The organism is Streptomyces sp. NPDC007856, assembly GCF_042868225.1.
GTDB lineage: Bacteria > Actinomycetota > Actinomycetes > Streptomycetales > Streptomycetaceae > Streptomyces.
Genome location: NZ_JBIAEC010000030.1, coordinates 8,104 through 26,454, shown reverse-complemented (window position 1 = coordinate 26,454; position 18,351 = coordinate 8,104). Strand labels below are relative to the sequence as shown.

General features: G+C 70.2%; 18 protein-coding genes. 4 read left to right on the top strand and 14 right to left on the bottom strand.

The genetic code is table 11. The features are described from left to right. Positions 1-123: 123 nt before the first annotated feature. From ACFYOH_RS40425 to ACFYOH_RS40415, 3 genes are all read right to left on the bottom strand, one after another. Positions 124-570: a VOC family protein gene (locus tag ACFYOH_RS40425; protein WP_388636270.1), complete on the bottom strand. Its 447-nt coding sequence runs from the start codon at positions 568-570 to the stop codon at positions 124-126. Beyond that, on the bottom strand, positions 567-1,073 hold the full coding sequence (locus ACFYOH_RS40420) for a helix-turn-helix transcriptional regulator (protein ID WP_388636268.1): 507 nt from the start codon (positions 1,071-1,073) through the stop codon (positions 567-569). Before ACFYOH_RS40420 ends, ACFYOH_RS40425 begins: the two co-directional genes overlap by 4 nt. A gap of 178 nt (positions 1,074-1,251) precedes the next feature. After that, entirely contained in the window at positions 1,252-2,832 is a 1,581-nt protein-coding gene (locus ACFYOH_RS40415) for an MDR family MFS transporter (RefSeq protein ID WP_388636266.1), read from the bottom strand. A gap of 125 nt (positions 2,833-2,957) precedes the next feature. Here ACFYOH_RS40415 and ACFYOH_RS40410 point away from each other — a divergent pair, with 125 nt between their 5' ends. Together ACFYOH_RS40410 and ACFYOH_RS40405 are read left to right on the top strand one after the other, a co-directional pair. Beyond that, positions 2,958-3,557, top strand: a complete 600-nt coding sequence (locus ACFYOH_RS40410; protein WP_388636264.1) for a TetR/AcrR family transcriptional regulator — start codon at positions 2,958-2,960, stop codon at positions 3,555-3,557. A 319-nt stretch (positions 3,558-3,876) separates the two neighbouring features. Continuing rightward, on the top strand, positions 3,877-4,494 hold the full coding sequence (locus ACFYOH_RS40405) for an HAD family acid phosphatase (protein WP_388636262.1): 618 nt from the start codon (positions 3,877-3,879) through the stop codon (positions 4,492-4,494). A gap of 79 nt (positions 4,495-4,573) precedes the next feature. Here the strand turns inward: ACFYOH_RS40405 and ACFYOH_RS40400 are convergent, their stop codons facing one another. Then, entirely contained in the window at positions 4,574-7,099 is a 2,526-nt protein-coding gene (locus ACFYOH_RS40400; protein ID WP_351550636.1) for an ATP-dependent Clp protease ATP-binding subunit, read from the bottom strand. A 432-nt stretch (positions 7,100-7,531) separates the two neighbouring features. Here ACFYOH_RS40400 and ACFYOH_RS40395 point away from each other — a divergent pair, with 432 nt between their 5' ends. Next, positions 7,532-8,191 carry an SCO3374 family protein gene (locus ACFYOH_RS40395; protein ID WP_388636260.1) on the top strand — a complete coding sequence of 220 codons (660 nt, stop codon included), beginning with the start codon at positions 7,532-7,534 and terminating at the stop codon, positions 8,189-8,191. Here ACFYOH_RS40395 and ACFYOH_RS40390 read toward each other — a convergent pair. From ACFYOH_RS40390 to ACFYOH_RS40345, 10 genes are all read right to left on the bottom strand, one after another. Beyond that, entirely contained in the window at positions 8,170-8,505 is a 336-nt protein-coding gene (locus tag ACFYOH_RS40390) for an Lsr2 family protein (RefSeq protein WP_030751806.1), read from the bottom strand. The two genes, ACFYOH_RS40395 and ACFYOH_RS40390, sit on opposite strands and share 22 nt — an antisense overlap. A 214-nt stretch (positions 8,506-8,719) precedes the next feature. After that, positions 8,720-9,253 (bottom strand): amino-acid N-acetyltransferase, encoded by a 534-nt coding sequence (locus ACFYOH_RS40385; protein WP_388636258.1) that lies wholly within the window; start codon positions 9,251-9,253, stop codon positions 8,720-8,722. A gap of 9 nt (positions 9,254-9,262) precedes the next feature. Beyond that, positions 9,263-9,676, bottom strand: coding sequence for a BlaI/MecI/CopY family transcriptional regulator (locus ACFYOH_RS40380; RefSeq protein WP_388636256.1), 414 nt, complete (start codon positions 9,674-9,676; stop codon positions 9,263-9,265). A 155-nt stretch (positions 9,677-9,831) separates the two neighbouring features. After that, positions 9,832-10,011, bottom strand: coding sequence for a hypothetical protein (locus ACFYOH_RS40375; protein ID WP_388636309.1), 180 nt, complete (start codon positions 10,009-10,011; stop codon positions 9,832-9,834). Positions 10,012-10,165: 154 nt separating this feature from the next. Then, a complete protein-coding gene (locus ACFYOH_RS40370) occupies positions 10,166-10,837 on the bottom strand; it encodes a hypothetical protein (protein WP_388636307.1) in 672 nt (223 codons plus the stop codon). A gap of 190 nt (positions 10,838-11,027) precedes the next feature. Continuing rightward, positions 11,028-11,825, bottom strand: coding sequence for a type III pantothenate kinase (locus ACFYOH_RS40365; protein ID WP_153540962.1), 798 nt, complete (start codon positions 11,823-11,825; stop codon positions 11,028-11,030). A gap of 5 nt (positions 11,826-11,830) precedes the next feature. After that, complete coding sequence (nadC, locus tag ACFYOH_RS40360; protein WP_388636254.1) at positions 11,831-12,808, bottom strand: carboxylating nicotinate-nucleotide diphosphorylase; 978 nt, start codon at positions 12,806-12,808, stop codon at positions 11,831-11,833. A 29-nt stretch (positions 12,809-12,837) separates the two neighbouring features. Next, a complete protein-coding gene (locus ACFYOH_RS40355; protein WP_388636252.1) occupies positions 12,838-14,547 on the bottom strand; it encodes an L-aspartate oxidase in 1,710 nt (569 codons plus the stop codon). Beyond that, positions 14,544-15,536, bottom strand: a complete 993-nt coding sequence (panC, locus tag ACFYOH_RS40350; protein ID WP_388636250.1) for a pantoate--beta-alanine ligase — start codon at positions 15,534-15,536, stop codon at positions 14,544-14,546. Before panC ends, ACFYOH_RS40355 begins: the two co-directional genes overlap by 4 nt. Further along, the gene (locus tag ACFYOH_RS40345) at positions 15,533-16,510 is read right to left on the bottom strand and encodes a Rossmann-like and DUF2520 domain-containing protein (protein WP_388636248.1); all 978 of its coding nucleotides are present in this window, start codon (positions 16,508-16,510) and stop codon (positions 15,533-15,535) included. Before ACFYOH_RS40345 ends, panC begins: the two co-directional genes overlap by 4 nt. Positions 16,511-16,749: 239 nt before the next feature. On the opposite strand from ACFYOH_RS40345, the gene ACFYOH_RS40340 reads away from it, so the two are divergent. Then, positions 16,750-17,931 carry a threonine aldolase family protein gene (locus ACFYOH_RS40340; protein WP_388636246.1) on the top strand — a complete coding sequence of 394 codons (1,182 nt, stop codon included), beginning with the start codon at positions 16,750-16,752 and terminating at the stop codon, positions 17,929-17,931. The last annotated feature ends 420 nt before the right edge of the window (positions 17,932-18,351 follow it).

The following is an 18,351-nucleotide window of genomic DNA, read 5'->3' as shown; positions in this document are numbered from 1 at the left end:
GCGCCCCAAAGAGGGGCAGTCTCGACGGCGCTCAGCGAAGCAATGACTCGGTCAGCCGCTTCGCTGGCCCCCGGTCCAACGGCCCGTGCCCCAACAGGAACCGGTACCAGAAGAACCCGTGGCTCAGCAGGCCCAGTCCCGCTCCAGATCCAGCCCGCCCTCTCGCCGCTGCGTGAAGGAGAACCAGTTGCCGGAGTCGTCACGGAAGAGCGCCTCCGTGCCGTAGGGCCGCTCCTGCGGTTCCTGCAGGAACTCCACGCCGCGGTCCTTGAGCCTCTTGTAGTCGCCGTGGATGTCATCGGTCGCCAGCACCCCCGCGCCGAGCGCCCCCTTGGCGATGAGCTTCCGCATCATCTCGGCGGACTCGGGGTCCATCGCGGGCGGCCCCGGCACCATGAGCGTCAGCTCCACGTCGGGCTGACCGGGGGCACCGACGGTGAGCCAGCGCATGCCGCCCTCCCCCATGGTCATGTCCGTGCGGACCTCAAGGCCCAGCTTCTGGGTGTAGAACTCCTTGGCCCGGTCCTGGTCCAGGACCCAGACGGTCGTGATGGCAAGCCCCTTGATCATGGTTCTGCGCTCCTGTCGGCGGTGCTGATGGCGCTGGTGGTGCTGTCCGCCGCGGCGGACTGCCCTTCGTCACCGTAGGCAGGGCCGGCCCCGGGGCGCTTCTCCGATCTTGCGGTGCTGAATCCGCCGGCCCAGAGCATGGCGTAGCAGCCGGGTATGAGGGAGGCGCCGCGCCCCACGTGCCGCGCGCGGTACTCGCTCGGGGTGAGCCCGGTGCGGGCCTTGAAGCGGGCGGAGAACGTGCCGAGGCTGCTGAAGCCGACCAGTGTGCAGATCTCGGTCACGGTGAGGTTGGCGCAGCGCAGCATCTCCTCGGCCCGCTCGATCCGGCGGTGGGTCAGATACTGGCCCGGCGTCTCGCCGTAGACCTCCTTGAAGGCGCGCAGGAAGTGATACCGCGAGTACCCGGCGCAGGATGCCACGGCGTCCAGATCGAGGCCGGGGTCCGCCCAGTCCCGGTCCATGGCGTCCTTGGCCAGACGCATACGGCGCAGCTTGTCCATGGGGTCGATGGTGGCATGTGGGACTGACAGTCGAGTTTCGGCCCATGACGCCCGCAACCATCAATGAGGGAACCACGCCGGCGATCCGCCACGTCCGCGAGAGCGGCGCCGGTCCAGGCGCAAGAAGGGGAAGACCCCCGGGCGGACACCGACCGGGGGTCTTCGGTTCAGATGCGGCTCAGACGGCCTCGGCGACCTGCACGGGGGCCACGTCCTCGCCGCTCTCCGCCGAAGGCTTGCCGCCCTTGAGCGGGACCTCCTTCACGAACAGCGCCGCGATCAGCACGATCACCGCGATCACCGCGCCCAGCAGGAACGCCGAGTGCGTACCGGCGGACACGGCGTGCTGGTATGCGTCCTTGACCGGGGCCGGCAGCATCTTCAGGTGCTTGGCGTCCAGCTGCGCCGACTTCTCGGTGACGCCCCTGCCCAGCGCGCCGGCCCGCTCGGCCATCACGTGCTTGACCCGGTCGTTGAACAGCGCGCCCATGATGGCCACGCCGAAGGAGGAGCCGAGCGTACGGAACAGAGTGGTGGACGAGGACGCGACACCCATGTCCTTCATCTCCACGCTGTTCTGCGCCACCAGCATGGTGATCTGCATCAGGCAGCCCATGCCCAGACCCAGGACGGCCATGTAGATGCCGGAGGTCAGCCGGGTCGTGCCCGTGTCCATCACGGACAGCAGATACAGCCCGACGATCATCAGCGCACCGCCGACGATCGGGAAGATCTTGTAGCGGCCGCTGTTGGTGGTGACCCGGCCCGCGACCATCGAGGTCACGAGCATCGCGCCGAGCATCGGCAGGAGCAGCAGACCGGAGTTGGTGGCGGAGGCACCCTGCACCGCCTGCTGGTAGAGCGGCAGGTAGAGCGTGGCGCCGAACATCACGAAGCCGGTGATGAAGCCGATGACGGACATCAGGGTGAAGTTGCGGCTGCGGAACATGTGCAGCGGTACGACCGGCTCGGCGGCCTTGGTCTGCCACCAGACGAACCCGATCAGCGCGACGACGCCGATGCTGGTCAGCTCCATGATCCGCGCGGAGGTCCAGGCGTACTCGGTGCCGCCCCAGGTGGTGACCAGCACGATCGAGGTGATGCCGACGGTCAGCAGCGCGACACCCTGGTAGTCGATGCGCGCCCGCGCCCGCTTCTTGGGCAGGTGCAGCACGGCGCTGACCAGGGCCAGGGCCACGGCGCCGAGCGGCAGGTTGATGTAGAAGGACCAGCGCCAGCCCCAGTTGTCGGTGATGGTGCCGCCGACCAGCGGGCCGCCGATCATCGCCAGCGCCATGACGCCGGCCATCATGCCGGTGTACTTGCCGCGCTCCCGCGGCGGGATCAGATCGCCGATGATCGCCATGACGCCGACCATCAGACCGCCGGCGCCCAGGCCCTGGACGGCCCGGAAGCCGATGAGCTCGCCCATGTTCTGGGCCATGCCGCTGAGCGCCGAGCCGATCAGGAAGATCACGATCGAGGTGAGGAACGAGCCCTTGCGCCCGTACATGTCACCGAGCTTGCCCCAGATCGGGGTGGAGGCCGCGGTGGCCAGGGTGTAGCCGGTGACCACCCAGGACAGGTGCTCCAGGCCACCGAGGTCGCCCACGATCGTCGGCATCGCCGTACCGACGATCATGTTGTCGAGCATCGCAAGCATCATCGCGATCATGAGTGCGAGCAGGACCACCCGCACGCTCTTGGGCTGTTTGCCCTCCGGTTTGCCTTCCATGACGCTTTCGACCGTGTCCGCCATCTCTTCCCATTCCCCCTGCGGCGGCCACTTACTTGCCGCCCGGCTAGTTCACTACACTGGGGAAAGTAGACCTGCCACTAGCCGGGCGTCAAGTAAGTTTCCGCGGTAGCGCGAGGAGTACGAGGATGGGCGTCACCATGGACGGCACCAAGCAGCAGCGCCGCGGCAACACCCGCCAGCGCATCCAGGACGTCGCGCTCGAACTCTTCGCGGAGCAGGGCTACGAGAAGACCTCCCTGCGCGAGATCGCCGAGCGTCTCGACGTGACGAAGGCGGCCCTGTACTACCACTTCAAGACGAAGGAAGAGATCATCGTCAGCCTCTTCGAGGATCTGACCAAACCGATCGAGGACCTGATCGAGTGGGGCCGCAGCCAGCCGCACACCCTGGAGACCAAGCAGGAGGTCGTACGGCGCTACAGCCGCGTGCTGGCCGACGCCGAACCGCTCTTCCGCTTCATGCACGACAACCAGGGCACGGTCCGGGACCTGCGCATCGGCGACAGCTTCAAGGACCGTATGCGCGATCTGCGGGACATCCTCATCGACCCGAAGGCCGAGCTCGTCGACCAGGTGCGCTTGGTCAGCGCGATGTTCACCCTGCACGCGGGGATGTTCCTGATGCAGGACCTCGAAGGCGACTTCGAGAAGAAGCGCACGGCGGTTCTCGAAGTCGCCCTGGACCTGATCGGCCAGGCGCACGAACACGCCCGGCAGCAGGACTGACTCAGACAAGGACCTGGGTGCCCAAACACCCCATTCACCCAAGAATTCACCTTCTGCGGTGCACGGTAGTAATGGGGCCTTTTTACCTGGCTTCGAGTTCCGTTTAACCGGCGGACGGATTCCACTATCAGCCCTCGTAAGGGATATGTCGCCCGTGTCGCATATCACCGGCGATCTCAACCGGCGATCACGGAAATGTGACGCACGCCTCTGGTCACCTACCGTTCAGTAACCCTACGGTTCCCCTCGCGCCACCCTCACCACAGATCATGCACCTGCCATTTCCGGCACGCGTACGGACGTGAGAGGACCCCCACCGATGACCAGTCGCCCCTGGGCGCGCCGTATATCCGCAACCGCCGTCTCCGTGGCCGCCCTGGCCGCTGTGGCCGCCCCGGCCCACGCGGCGGACGCCACGGCGACCGCGAGCAGTTCCACCGCCAAGGTCGACTACGCCACCTGGCAGAAGGACTGCCAGGCCGTGACGGACCAGACTCTGCCGTACCTGAAGGAGCGGATCGCCGACGCCGAGCCGGGCGAGAAGCAGGCGATCGTCTTCGACATCGACAACACCACGCTGGAGACCGACTTCGGCTTCAGCTACCCGCAGCCGGCCAACAAGCCCGTCCTGAACGTCGCCAAGTACGCCCAGGAGCACGGCGTCTCGCTGTTCTTCGTCACGGCCCGCCCGGGCATCATCTACCTGCCCACCGAGTACAACCTCGAATACGACGGCTACGACGTCTCCGGCCTCTACGTCCGCGGCCTGTTCGACCTGTTCAAGGATGTCGCCGCCTACAAGACCGCCCAGCGCGTCGACATCGAGAACAAGGGCTACACGATCATCGCGAACATCGGCAACAGCGCCACCGACCTTTCCGGCGGCCATGCCGAGAAGACCTTCAAACTGCCGGACTACAACGGGCAGTTGTCGTAATCCACGGCTTACGCAGGCATGGCCAAGGGGCCGGTGCTGTGCAGCACCGGCCCCTTTCGTCGCCCACTGGGCCGGAGGCTTACGCCTCCTTGCTCAGGTTCGGACCGGCACCGCCGGCCGCCTGCTCGATCGGCGGGACGTCGGGCAGCGCCGACTTCTCCTCACCGCGGAAGGTGAAGGTCTGGGACTCGCCCTCGCCCTCGGTGTCCACGACCACGATGTGACCGGGACGCAGCTCGCCGAAGAGGATCTTCTCCGAGAGCGTGTCCTCGACCTCGCGCTGGATCGTGCGGCGCAGCGGACGCGCGCCCAGCACCGGGTCGTAACCCTTCTTGGCCAGCAGCTCCTTGGCGGACTGGGAGAGCTCGATGCCCATGTCCCGGTCCTTCAGGCGCTCGTCCACCTTGCTGATCATCAGGTCGACGATCCGCAGGATGTCCGACTGGGTCAGCTGCGGGAAGACGACCACGTCGTCGACGCGGTTGAGGAACTCGGGGCGGAAGTGCTGCTTGAGCTCGTCCGACACCTTGTTCTTCATGCGCTCGTAGTTGGTCTTCGTGTCGCCCGCGGCGGCGAAGCCGAGGTTGAAGCCCTTGGAGATGTCCCGGGTGCCGAGGTTGGTCGTCATGATGATGACCGTGTTCTTGAAGTCCACGACCCGGCCCTGGGAGTCGGTCAGACGACCGTCCTCCAGGATCTGCAGCAGCGAGTTGAAGATGTCCGGGTGGGCCTTCTCGACCTCGTCGAAGAGGACGACCGAGAACGGCTTGCGGCGCACCTTCTCCGTCAGCTGACCGCCCTCTTCGTAGCCCACGTAGCCGGGAGGCGAACCGAAGAGACGCGAGACCGTGTGCTTCTCGCTGAACTCCGACATGTCGAGGGAGATCAGCGCGTCCTCGTCACCGAAGAGGAACTCGGCGAGCGCCTTGGACAGTTCGGTCTTACCGACACCGGACGGGCCGGCGAAGATGAACGAACCACCCGGACGCTTGGGGTCCTTCAGACCGGCACGCGTACGACGGATCGCCTTCGACAGCGCCTTGACGGCGTCGTTCTGGCCGATGACCCGCTTGTGGAGCTCGTCCTCCATGCGGAGCAGACGGGAGGACTCCTCCTCCGTGAGCTTGAACACCGGGATGCCCGTCGCCGTGGCGAGGACCTCGGCGATCAGCTCACCGTCGACCTCGGCGACGACGTCCATGTCGCCGGCCTTCCACTCCTTCTCCCGCTTGGCCTTGGCGGCCAGGAGCTGCTTCTCCTTGTCGCGCAGGGAGGCGGCCTTCTCGAAGTCCTGCGAGTCGATCGCGGACTCCTTGTCCCGGCGGACGGCGGCGATCTTCTCGTCGAACTCGCGCAGGTCCGGCGGAGCGGTCATCCGGCGGATGCGCATCCGGGAACCGGCCTCGTCGATCAGGTCGATCGCCTTGTCCGGCAGGAAGCGGTCGGAGATGTACCGGTCGGCCAGGGTGGCCGCCTGGACCAGGGCCTCGTCGGTGATGGAGACGCGGTGGTGCGCCTCGTACCGGTCGCGGAGGCCCTTGAGGATCTCGATCGTGTGCGGCAGGGACGGCTCGGCGACCTGGATGGGCTGGAAGCGGCGCTCCAGGGCCGCGTCCTTCTCCAGGTGCTTGCGGTACTCGTCCAGCGTGGTCGCACCGATGGTCTGCAGCTCACCGCGGGCCAGCATCGGCTTCAGGATGGAAGCCGCGTCGATGGCGCCCTCGGCGGCACCCGCACCGACCAGCGTGTGCAGCTCGTCGATGAACAGGATGATGTCGCCGCGGGTGCGGATCTCCTTGAGCACCTTCTTCAGGCGCTCCTCGAAGTCACCGCGGTAGCGGGAGCCGGCGACCAGGGCGCCGAGGTCCAGGGTGTAGAGGTGCTTGTCCTTCAGCGTCTCGGGCACCTCGCCCTTGACGATGGCCTGGGCGAGGCCCTCGACGACGGCGGTCTTGCCGACGCCGGGCTCACCGATCAGCACCGGGTTGTTCTTGGTACGACGGGACAGCACCTGCATGACCCGCTCGATCTCCTTCTCGCGCCCGATGACCGGGTCGAGCTTGGACTCACGAGCGGCCTGGGTGAGGTTCCGGCCGAACTGGTCCAGGACGAGGGAGGTCGAGGGGGTGCCCTCGGCCGGGCCGCCGGCGGCGGCGGTCTCCTTGCCCTGGTAGCCGGAGAGCAGCTGGATGACCTGCTGCCGCACCCGGTTGAGATCAGCGCCCAGCTTGACCAGGACCTGGGCGGCGACGCCCTCGCCCTCACGGATCAGGCCGAGCAGGATGTGCTCCGTGCCGATGTAGTTGTGGCCCAGCTGAAGAGCCTCACGGAGCGACAGCTCCAGGACCTTCTTGGCACGGGGGGTGAAGGGGATGTGGCCGGACGGGGCCTGCTGGCCCTGACCGATGATCTCCTCCACCTGCTGGCGGACCGCCTCAAGCGAAATGCCGAGGCTCTCCAGGGCCTTAGCGGCGACACCTTCGCCCTCGTGGATGAGACCCAGGAGGATGTGCTCGGTGCCGATGTAGTTGTGGTTGAGCATCCGGGCTTCTTCCTGAGCCAGGACGACAACCCGCCGCGCGCGGTCGGTGAACCTCTCGAACATCGTTAATCGCTCCTCAGAGCGGTCAGGCAGTGGGGGGAACTTCCCCTCCCTGTCCTTCCGCAGCTTAGTCCCGCAAGCGGGGACCGCTCATTCCAACTGCCGACACCGTCGATGGCCTCCTGACCCCGCTAACGCCGACATCTGCTCCAACCCGATGGTGCGAGACGATGTTCCCGCAGGCCAGGCAGTTACCCCCATCGCCAGTACGCCGATGGCGAACGTGAGACGGCCCGACCTTCGTGTCGCCCCCTCCCACTAGGCATGTCTTACCCGCTGGGACTGACACTCCATGCAGCGCGCACCGGTTCCCTCCGCTATGGGCGAACAACCTTGCGCCTCCCCGCACCCCCGCGCGCCCCCTCTTTCGGCACTGCGCGCAATTGATCTGCCACTCAGCGTAACCCGCGACCCACTTGGGCGGTTGCACTTGGCATGGTTGGCTCGGTCCCCACGGCCTCAACAGTCCCCCTTCCCCGTCGCCCGCTGGATCCGGACGTAGCGGACACCAGTGATCTTCCGCACGGCCCGGACATCCGGATCCGGCACTGGTACGAGAACGATCTGGGCTGGGCGACAGTGCCCGGACGGCCGCTGAGGCTGCTCACCGGGGTGCGGTTCGACGTCCTGGACGTGCCGGCCGAGGCGGGCGCGGGGGCGCTCCGGCATCTCGCGCCGGGCTCTCCGGTGGCCCTTCGGGGCGACCGGATGCAGCTGCTGGTGGCCGTGGGCAGCGCCGAGGAGCTGCCGGGACTGCTGGACTGGCTGGAGTGGAGCGCCGTGGCCCTCGACCTGCGGGTCCTGGGGGCGGGCGACGTGATGGAAGCACCGGTCCCGCCGGTGACCGGGTCCGAGGGGGCCGGGTGGACCGGGTCCGTGCAGGGGGCCGCCCTATGGCTGCGGCCCCCTGGGCCTGGAGGCGAGGTCGAGGCCTCGCTGCCGGCGCTGCCGGCCATGGGGCGCGAAGAGTGCGCCCCCGATCTCGTACGACTGCTGGACACGGTGGCAGCACAGTGTCACCGGGTCCGGCTGTGGCGCCCGCGCGCGGGAATGCCGACCGCCTGCCGGCGGGATCAGCCGTTGGCCTTCTCGTAGGCCTCGCGAATGGACGCGGGAACGCGACCGCGGTCGTTGACCTCGTAACCGTTCTCCTTCGCCCAGGCGCGGATCGCCGCGGTGTCCTGGTTGCCACCGGAAGCGGCACGCGCCTTTCCGCGTCCGCCCGACGCACGGCCACCGGTACGACGACCGCCCTTGACATAGGGGTCGAGAAGGCCGCGCAGCTTGTCCGCATTGGCGGTCGTGAGATCGATCTCGTACGTCTTGCCGTCCAACGCGAACGTCACCGTCTCGTCCGCCTCGCCGCCGTCGAGGTCGTCGACAAGAAGGACCTGAACCTTCTGTGCCACCGGATTTCCTTTCATCGATAACGTTGAGGGCCAGGGGTGTGCGGCGTCCGCCGTTTCGCCGCCCCTGTTATATGCAGTACTGCAGTACGTCGGAAAGCAAACCGCTTTTGCCGGAAAAACACAAACCCCTGGGAGAGGACCGGTAGAGGACCGACGGACCGCCTCCGTCCGGAAACATGCGCGTTTCGGACATAGGGCACCGGGGCAATGACGATCACAGATGCAGAAGCATCCGGCTGTTGCCCAAGGTGTTCGGTTTCACTCGTTCGAGACCCAGGAACTCCGCGACGCCCTCGTCATAGGAACGCAAGAGCTCCGCGTACACATCGGTGTCGACCGGCGTCTCCCCGATCTCCACGAAGCCGTGCTTCCCGAAGAAGTCCACTTCGAAGGTCAGGCAGAAAACCCGGCGAACGCCGAGCCAGCGAGCGGTCTGCAGCAACTTCTCCAGCAACTGATGGCCGACGCCGGCGCCCTTGAGACCGGGCTTCACCGCGAGAGTGCGGACTTCCGCGAGGTCCTCCCACATGACGTGGAGCGCGCCGCAGCCGACCACCTCGGCGTCGTCGTCGCGTTCCGCGACCCAGAACTCCTGGATGTCCTCGTAAAGCGTGACGGTGGCTTTGTCGAGCAGGATGCGGTCGCGGACGTAGGCGTCGAGGAGGTGGCGTACGGCCGGTACATCGCTGGTCCGGGCGCGGCGGACCGTGATGGCTTTTGCGGAGACTTCAGGGCGCTCTGCTGACATGAGCGGACGCTATCGCCCGTCCGCGTCCGGTGCCGCGCCGGGGTTCTCCTCTTCTTGCCCGGCTTCCCGTTGCCGCGGTTCCGGGGCCTCCGGGGTTTCCGGTCCCTGGACGATGCGTACGGCGTCCCGGAGGGCCTGGCGCTGTTCCTCGCTCATCATCCCGAAGAAGGCGACGAGAGCCGCTGCCGGGTTGTCGCTCTGCGACCAGGCGTCGTTCATGAGGGCGGCGGCGTACGCGGCTCGCGTCGAGACGGCCTCATATCGATAGGCCCGGCCTTCCGCCTCGCGGCGCACCCAGCCCTTCTGATGGAGATTGTCCAAAACGGTCATCACGGTGGTGTACGCGATGGAGCGTTCCTGCTGGAGGTCTTCCAGGACTTCTCGAACGGTCACCGGGCGGTTCCACTTCCACACCCGCGTCATGACCGCGTCTTCGAGTTCTCCCAATGGGCGAGGCACAACTCAGAACAATAGTGGGAGATCCCGGCATCGGCGTGCCGGACGTGCACTAAGCCCATGAATGCGAACAAAAAGGGCGCACGGCTCGAAGTCGCGGAGCCGGGGCCCGGCGGGCGGACTCAGGCGTCACCGGCGGCGGAGGTCTTGCGCACACCCTCCGCACGCGCGAGGGCGGCGTCGACGGCCGCGTCCTCCTTGGCCTTGGCGGCCCCGCCCTGGGTCTTCACGATCACCCTGACCACACCGATGAAGAACACGGCCATGACGACCGGGGGCACGAGCGCGGAGACGTAGTCCATGCCCACCAGAGTAGCCACGCGCCGACACCCGAAAGGTACGGGGTACGGATGGCGCTCATGGCCCACGGGGTCACCCGCCAGGACCTGGTGACCGCCGACGGCACTCGTGCCCCCGAGAGATGACGGGGCCGTCCGAAGGCAGAGGCCGGGTCGCTCAGCCGGCGGCCAGTTGGCGGGTTTCGGTCGGGCTCGCCGGCTGCGCCGGCTTGCGGCGCGGGAAGACCTCCCCCGGCGTCGGAATGGGCCGCTTCGGCGCCGCCGGCTCCGTGCCGGGCCGCTCCCCAGGCGTCGGCGCGGGTTTCGGCGCGGGCTTCTGCGGAGGCCTCTGAGCCGGCTTCTGCGGCTCTCCGGCACCCTCCCGGGCCTGGGACACCCCGGACGTTCCTCCGCCGCCCGGAAGGGCCAGCAGGCGGGCACGGGAGGGCGGTACGGCGGGCGCCGGCACCCTGCGCGCGCCCTGCGCGAACCGGGCCCGTACGTCCTGCTCGGCCAGCGCCTGGCAACGGTCCAGCAGCGCGGCCGCCGCCGGGTTCCCGCGCAGCGCCCGGAGCGCGGCGAGATCGTCCGGCGTCGGCCGGTGCCCGGCGCCCAGCGCCTCTTCCAGGAGGGTCAGGTAGCCGGCGGCGGCACCCGGCAGCGCCGCCCGGTACCGGCCGAGGTCGGCCACCAGGAAAGCGCGCTGCCTCGCCCCCTCGTGCAGCGCCTCGTCGAGCGACTCGGCGAGCCGGAAGCAGTCCTGGACGTCCTCGGCGGAGGCTTGGCCGGGGTGAAGGGCGAGGGCGAGGGCGCGGCGGAGCACACGCAGCTCCTCCACGCCGAACGCCATGCCGCCGCGGGATCCGTATGGCGTGGGCATGCGGCGACGCTACCGCTAATCGGACAAAAGTGACGAATAGGGATGATCTTTGCGCCGCGTGTCGCTCCCGGTTTCCCTCGACCGGGGCTATGGCACACGCGCGTGGAGCGAGATGACCGGCGCCCCGCACAGGCGCCGGTCACCTCACCGGCCGGTCAGCTCACAGCCGTGACACGTTCCGCTCGTACACCAGCCGCAGCCCGATCAGCGTCAGCCACGGCTGGTGCTCGTCGATCACCGAGGACTCCCCCAGCACCATCGGCGCGAGCCCGCCCGTGGCGATGACCCGCACGTCGTCCGGGTCGTCGGCGAGCTCCCGCGCCATCCGGCCGACAACCCCGTCGACCTGACCCGCGAAGCCGTACACGATGCCGGACTGCATGGCCTCGACCGTGTTCTTGCCGATCACACTGCGGGGCCTGGCCACCTCGATCTTGCGCAGCTGGGCGCCCTTGACGCCGAGCGCCTCCACGGAGATCTCGATGCCGGGCGCGATGACCCCGCCGACGTACTCCCCGCGCGCGGAGACCGCGTCGAACGTCGTCGCCGTACCGAAGTCCACGACGATCGCCGGGCCGCCGTACAGCTCGACGGCCGCGACCGCGTTGATGATCCGGTCCGCGCCGACCTCCTTGGGGTTGTCGGTGAGGATCGGCACGCCCGTCTTCACGCCCGGCTCGACCAGCACGGCGGGAACGTCGCCGTAGTAGCGCCGGGTGACCTCGCGCAGCTCGTGCAGCACCGACGGGACGGTCGCGCAGATCGCGATGCCGTCGATGCCGTCGCCCAGCTCCTCGCCGAGCAGCGGATGCATGCCCATCAGGCCCTGCAGCAGCACCGCCAGCTCGTCCGCCGTACGGCGCGCGTCCGTGGAGATGCGCCAGTGCTCGACGATGTCCTCGCCGTCGAACAGGCCGAGGACGGTGTGCGTGTTGCCGACGTCGATCGTGAGGAGCATCGCGGTTACTCCGCCTCGCGCAGGTCGAGGCCGATGTCCAGGATCGGCGCGGAGTGGGTGAGCGCGCCGACGGCCAGGAAGTCCACGCCCGTGTCGGCGTACACGCGCGCGATGTCGAGCGTGAGCCGGCCGGAGGCCTCCAGCAGGGCCCGGCCGCGGACGATCCCGACGGCCTCCGCGCACTCGTCGGGCGTGAAGTTGTCCAGCAGGATCAGGTCCGCGCCCGCCTCGACGACCTCGCGCAGCTGGTGCAGGGTGTCCACCTCGACCTCGATCGGCACCTCCGGGAAGGCCTCCCGTACGGACTTGAAGGCCTGCGCGACGCCGCCTGCGGCGACCACGTGGTTGTCCTTCACCAGGGCCGCGTCGGACAGCGACATGCGGTGGTTGACGCCGCCGCCGCAGCGGACGGCGAACTTCTCCAGCGAGCGCAGGCCCGGGGTCGTCTTGCGGGTGTCGCGGACCTTGGTCTTGGTGCCCTCCAGCACGTCCGCCCACGCGCGCGTGGCCGTCGCGATGCCGGACAGCCGGCACAGGATGTTCAGCGCGCTGCGCTCGGCCGTCAGCAGGTCACGTGTGCGCGTGGTGACCGACAGCAGCTTCTGCCCGGCCTCGACGCGGTCGCCGTCCTCGACGTGCCGCTCGACCTCGAACTCGTCCGTGCAGACCACGGACAGCACGGCCTCGGCGACCCTGAGGCCCGCCACGACGCCCGCCTCGCGCGCGGTGAAGTCGCCGGTGGCGGTGGCGTCCTCGGGGATGGTCGAGACGGTCGTCACGTCCACACCGCCGTCCAGGTCCTCCTGGATGGCGACGTTGGCGATGTCCTCGACCTCGATCGGGTCGAGCCCGGCGGCGGCCAGCAGCTCGGCGAGCGCGGGGTCGAGCCCGCTCTCCAGGTACTCCTCGTCGCCCTCGGCGCCGCAGGCGCAGCCGTCGCCGCAGCCGCCGGTCGGGGCGAGGGGAAGGTCGTCGGTGCTCACGTCTGTCACTGCTCCTGAGGCGCTGGGTGTTACCGGGTAGGGGGGAAGTCTGCGGTGTCGGTGGTGTGCACGGCCAGCGACCGGTCGGGGTTCAGCCGTACGACGATGTGCCGACGCCAGTGGGTGTCGTCGCGCTCGGCGCGGTCCTCGCGCCAGTGGCAGCCACGGGTCTCCTCGCGCAGCCGCGCGGCGGCGACCAGGACGCGGGCGACGCACAGGAGGTTGGTGGCCTCCCAGGTGTCGACGCCGGGCTCGGCGGTCTTGCCGTTCTCCTCAAGAGCGTCGCGGGCCTCCGTGTGCAGCCGCTGCAGCTGTTCGGCGGCCTTGGCGAGGGACTCCTCGGAGCGCAGCACGCCGGCGCCCTCGGTCATGATCCGCTGGATGGCGAACCGGGTCTCGGGGGCGAGCAGCGGGTGCGCAGGCGTCTCGGGGTGCTCGACCGGTACGGGCACGCGCGCGTGGAGGCCGTTCTCCGCGCGGGCCGCCGCGATGTCGGCGGCGATCCGCTCGGCGTAGACGAGGCCTTCGAGGAGGCTGTTGGAGGCGAGCCGGTTGGCGCCGTGCACGCCGGTGCAGGCGACCTCGCCGCACGCGTACAGGCCGGGCACGGTCGTCCGGCCCCGGGCGTCGGTGCGCACGCCTCCGGAGGCGTAGTGGGCGGCCGGGGCGATCGGGATGGGCTCGGTGAGCGGGTCGATGCCGTTGGCGCGGCAGGCGGCCAGGATGGTCGGGAAACGGTGTTCCCACATCTCGGCGCCGAAGTGGCGGGCGTCGAGGTACATGTGCTCGGCGCCCTGCTCCAGCATCCGCCGCAGGATGCCCTTGGCGACGATGTCCCTGGGCGCCAGCTCGGCCAGCTCGTGCTGCCCCACCATGAAGCGCACCCCGTCGGCGTCGACCAGGTGGGCGCCTTCGCCGCGCACCGCCTCGGAGACCAGCGGCTGCTGGCCCTCGGCGTCCGGGCCGAGGAACAGCACGGTCGGGTGGAACTGCACGAACTCCAGGTCGCTGACCTCGGCGCCCGCGCGCAGCGCCAGCGCCACGCCGTCGCCGGTCGACACCGACGGGTTGGTGGTCGCGGAGAACACCTGGCCCATGCCGCCGGTCGCGAGCACCACCGCGGGCGCGTGCACGGCGCCCACGCCGTCGTGCTGGCCCTCGCCCATCACGTGCAGGGTGACGCCCGCCGTACGGCCGTCGGCGTCGGTCAGCAGATCCAGCACGAGCGCGTTCTCGATGGTGTGCAGCCCACGCGCGCGTACGGCCTCGACGAGCGCCCGGGACACCTCCGCGCCGGTGGCGTCGCCGCCCGCGTGCGCGATCCGGCGCCGGTGGTGGCCGCCCTCGCGGGTGAGGGCCAGTCCTCCTTCGGAGGACTCGTCGAAGATGGCGCCGGTGTCGATGAGCCGCCGTACCGCGTCGGGGCCTTCGGTGACGAGGATCCGTACGGCCTCCTCGTCGCACAGGCCCGCGCCGGCCACCAGGGTGTCGTCCAGGTGCTGCTCGGGCGTGTCGCCCTCGCCGAGGGCGGCGGCGATGCCGCCCTGCGCCCAGCGCGTGGAGCCGTCGTCCAGGCGGGCCTTGGTGACGACGACCGTCGTCAGGCCCGCGGCCTCGCAGCGCAGGGCCGCGGTCAGGCCTGCCACGCCGGAGCCGACGACGACCACGTCCGCGGAGATGGCCCAGCCGGGGGCGGGCGCGTGCAGTCGTATGCCGGTGCTGGTGCCTGTGCTGGTCACGAGGCGGCTCCAAAGGTCAAGGGAAGGTTGTCGATCAGCCGGGTCGTGCCGACCCGGGCGGCGACGGCGAGGACGGCCTCGCCGGTGAAGTCGTCGCCGATCTCGGTGAAGTCGGACGGGTCGACGAGCGCCAGGTAGTCCAGTTCGAGCGGCGGGACGAGCCGGGCGGCCTCGTCCAGCACCTGGCGGGCGGCCGCGCGGACGGCCGCCGGACCGCCGGGGGACGCCGTGGCGACCGCGTGCGCGTCGGCGGCCGCGCGGGACTCCCCGAGGGCGCTCAGCGCCTCGGCACGCGCGTGCGTGGAGGGCACTTCGCGGGCACGCGCGCGCAGCGCCTCCTGCGCGGCGTGCCGGTCACGGCCCGCGAACAGCGCGCGGGACAGCGCGAGCGCGGTACGGCGGTCGTCCGGCGAGAGGTAGCGGTTGCGGCTGGACAGGGCGAGGCCGTCCTCCTCGCGCACGGTCGGTACGGCGACGATGTCGATGCCGAAGTTCAGGTCCCGCACCATGCGCCGGATCAGGGCCAGCTGCTGGGCGTCCTTCTGGCCGTAGAGGGCCACGTCGGGACGGGTGAGGTGGAGCAGCTTGGCGACGACGGTGAGCATGCCGTCGAAGTGGCCGGGCCGCGAGGCGCCCTCCAGGCGTTCGCCCATGGGGCCGGCGGTGATCCGCACCTGGGGGTCGCCGCCGGGGTAGACCTCGTCCACGGAGGGCGCGAACACCGCGTCCGCACCGGCCTGATCGGCGATCTTCAGGTCGGCGTCGAGGGTGCGCGGGTAGCGGTCCAGGTCCTCGCCCGCGCTGAACTGCAGCGGGTTGACGAAGACGGTGACGACGACCTCGCCGTCCGGTCCCGCGATCTCGCGCGCGGCGCGGATCAGCGTGGCGTGGCCGTCGTGCAGGGCACCCATGGTCATCACGACGGCGCGACGGCCGCGGCGCACGCGCGCGTGGAGTTCGTCGGCGGTGCTCAGCAGGGCGGTGGTCATCGGTCGTTCCCCTCGGTGCCGTGAGTGCCGTTCGTGCCACCGCCGTTGCTGCCGTCGGCGCTCGTTCCGCCGGCGCCGTCGGCCAGCACGCCGAGCAGGTCCTCGGCGAGTTCGGGCTTCAGCAGGCCGTGCGCGAGCGCCCGGTCCGCGGTCGCGCGGGCCATCGCGACATAGCCCGCGACGGTCTGCGGGGCGTGCCTGCGCAGCTCGGTGATGTGGGCGGCGACCGTACCGGCGTCGCCGCGCGCGACGGGCCCGGTGAGCGCCGCGTCGCCGGAGCGCAGGGCGTTGTCCAGGGCGGCGCCGAGCAGCGGGCCGAGCATCCGGTCGGGCGCCTCGACGCCCGCGGTGCGCAGCAGTTCCATGGACTGGGCGACCAGGGTCACCAGGTGGTTGGCGCCGAGGGCGAGGGCCGCGTGGTAGAGCGGGCGGTTCTGCTCGCTGATCCACTCGGGCTCGCCGCCCATCTCGATGACGAGGGCCTGGGCGGCCAGCCGCAGCTCCTCGGGGGCGGTGACGCCGAAGGAGCAGCCGGCCAGGCGCTGCACGTCCACCGGAGTGCCCGTGAAGGTCATCGCGGGGTGCAGGGCCATCGGCAGCGCGCCCGCGCGCAGGGCCGGGTCGAGGACCCTCGCGCCGTACCGGCCGGAGGTGTGCACGAGCAGCTGGCCGGGCCGTACCGCACCGGTCTCGGCGAGACCGGTGACCAGGCCGGGCAGGACATCGTCGGGGACTGTGAGCAGCACCAGGTCGGCGCGCTCGAGGACCTCGGCGGGCGGCACCAGCGGCACGTCCGGGAGCATGGTCTCGGCGCGCCGCCGGGAGGCGTCGGAGACGCCCGAGACGGCCACCGGGCGATGCCCGGCGAGCTGGAGGGACGCGGCGAGCGCGGGACCCACGCGCCCGGCGCCCACGACGCCGACGGTGAGCCGCGCGGGGCGGTCCTTGAGGTCTTGCTGGTGGACTGTACTCACGCGACGGCGGCCTTCCCGTTCCAGTCCGCTCTGGGTACCGGACGATTTCTCGTCATGTTAACGCTATCTCGGTCCGGAGCCGATTGGTTGTCCACAGGCTGTGGGTTACGCCACGTGTACGCGGCGCAGTCGCGTGTCCACCGGCGCTCCGGCCGCACCCGACGCCCGCGGGCGCCACCACCCGTGCGTGCGCCTGAAATCCGGCTGCCCGAACGGCCGCCGCAGGGCATGATCCGCACATGACTGGTACGGCCGAGACGGGCGACGAGCAGCAGACGGAGCAGTCCGAACGGGAACGGATGCGGGAGCGGCGCCGGGCCGCCTTCGCGAAGGCGGAGCGGGTGCTGTGGCGCCCGGGCTTCCAGCGCACGATCCGGGAGCGGCTGGCAGCTCTCCTGGAAACGGCACCCGAGGTGTACGACCTGGACCGGAACACGGACATCTACGGCAACGGGATCGTGGCGGACCTGGAGGAACGGGTCGCGGCCCTGCTCGGCACGGAGGCCGCCGCGTTCTTCCCGACCGGCACGATGGCCCAGCAGGTGGCGCTGCGCTGCTGGGCGGGCCGCACCGGCGACCGAGCGGTCGCCCTGCACGCACTGGCCCACCCGGAGGTGCACGAACGGCATGCGTTCAGCCAGGTCAGCGGGTTGCGTCCGGTGCACGTGACCAGCGAGCCCCGGCTGCCCACCGCCGCCGAGATACGCGACTTCGACGAGCCCTTCGGGGCGTTGATGCTGGAACTGCCCCTCCGGGACGCCGGTTTCGTGCTGCCCACCTGGGAGCAGCTCACCGAGGTCGTCGAGGCCGCGCGGGAGCGCGACGCGGTGGTGCACTTCGACGGCGCGCGCCTGTGGGAGTGCACGGTCCGCTTCGGCCGGCCCCTTGAGGAGATCGCGGGCCTGGCGGACAGCGTCTACGTGTCGTTCTACAAGTCCCTCGACGGCTTCGGCGGCGCCGCGCTGGCGGGACCGAAGACTCTGGTGGCGGAGGCGAAGACATGGCGGCACCGCTACGGCGGCATGGTCTTCCAGCAGTTCCCCACCGCGTTGTCGGCGCTCGCCGGCCTGGAGCGCGAGTTGCCCCGGCTGCCTGACTATGTGCGGCACGCGCGCGTGGTCGCCGCCGCGCTGAGGGAGGGCTTCGCCGCGGCAGGGGTCCCGTGGGTGCGCGTGCACCCCGAGGAGCCGCACACCCACGACTTCCAGGTCTGGCTGCCGTACGACTCGGACGTCCTCATGGAGGCGGCGGTGCGCCAGGCCGAGGAGACGGGGACGTTCCTCTTCGCCAACCCCTGGGACCGCAGCGCGCCGGGGTTGTCCTTCACCGAGGTCGCCGTACGTTCGCCGGGCCTCGAATGGACGGCGGACGACGTACGGGCGGCCGTCGCCGACTTCGTGACCCGTCTGCCCACGGTGTGATCACACGGCGCGCGGGTGCAGCCGGCGGCGCAGGGCGCCATGCACGTGCCACATCGAGGGCGTCCTGCGCTGACGCACCGCGCGCCGCAGCGGGCGTCCGCCGTGGCCGCGAGGCAGCCGGAAGGGGGCCCGGTTCTCAGCCGTGGCCGCGAGGCAGCCGGAAAGGCCGTCCCGGCCGTGACCGCGGAGGCAGTCGGCTGAGCCGGGTCTCGTACCGCCGGGGCCGCTTCCACAGCGCGCCGCAGCGGGCGTCCGCCGAGGCGGCTCGCAGGGCCGGGTGTCAGCCGTGGCCGCGAGGCAGCCGGAAAGGCCGTCCCGGCCGTGAGGCAGTCGGCTGAGCCGGGTCTCGTACCGCCGGGGCCGCTTCCACAGCGCGCCGCAGCGGGCGTCCGCCGAGGCGGCTCGCAGGGCCGGGTGTCA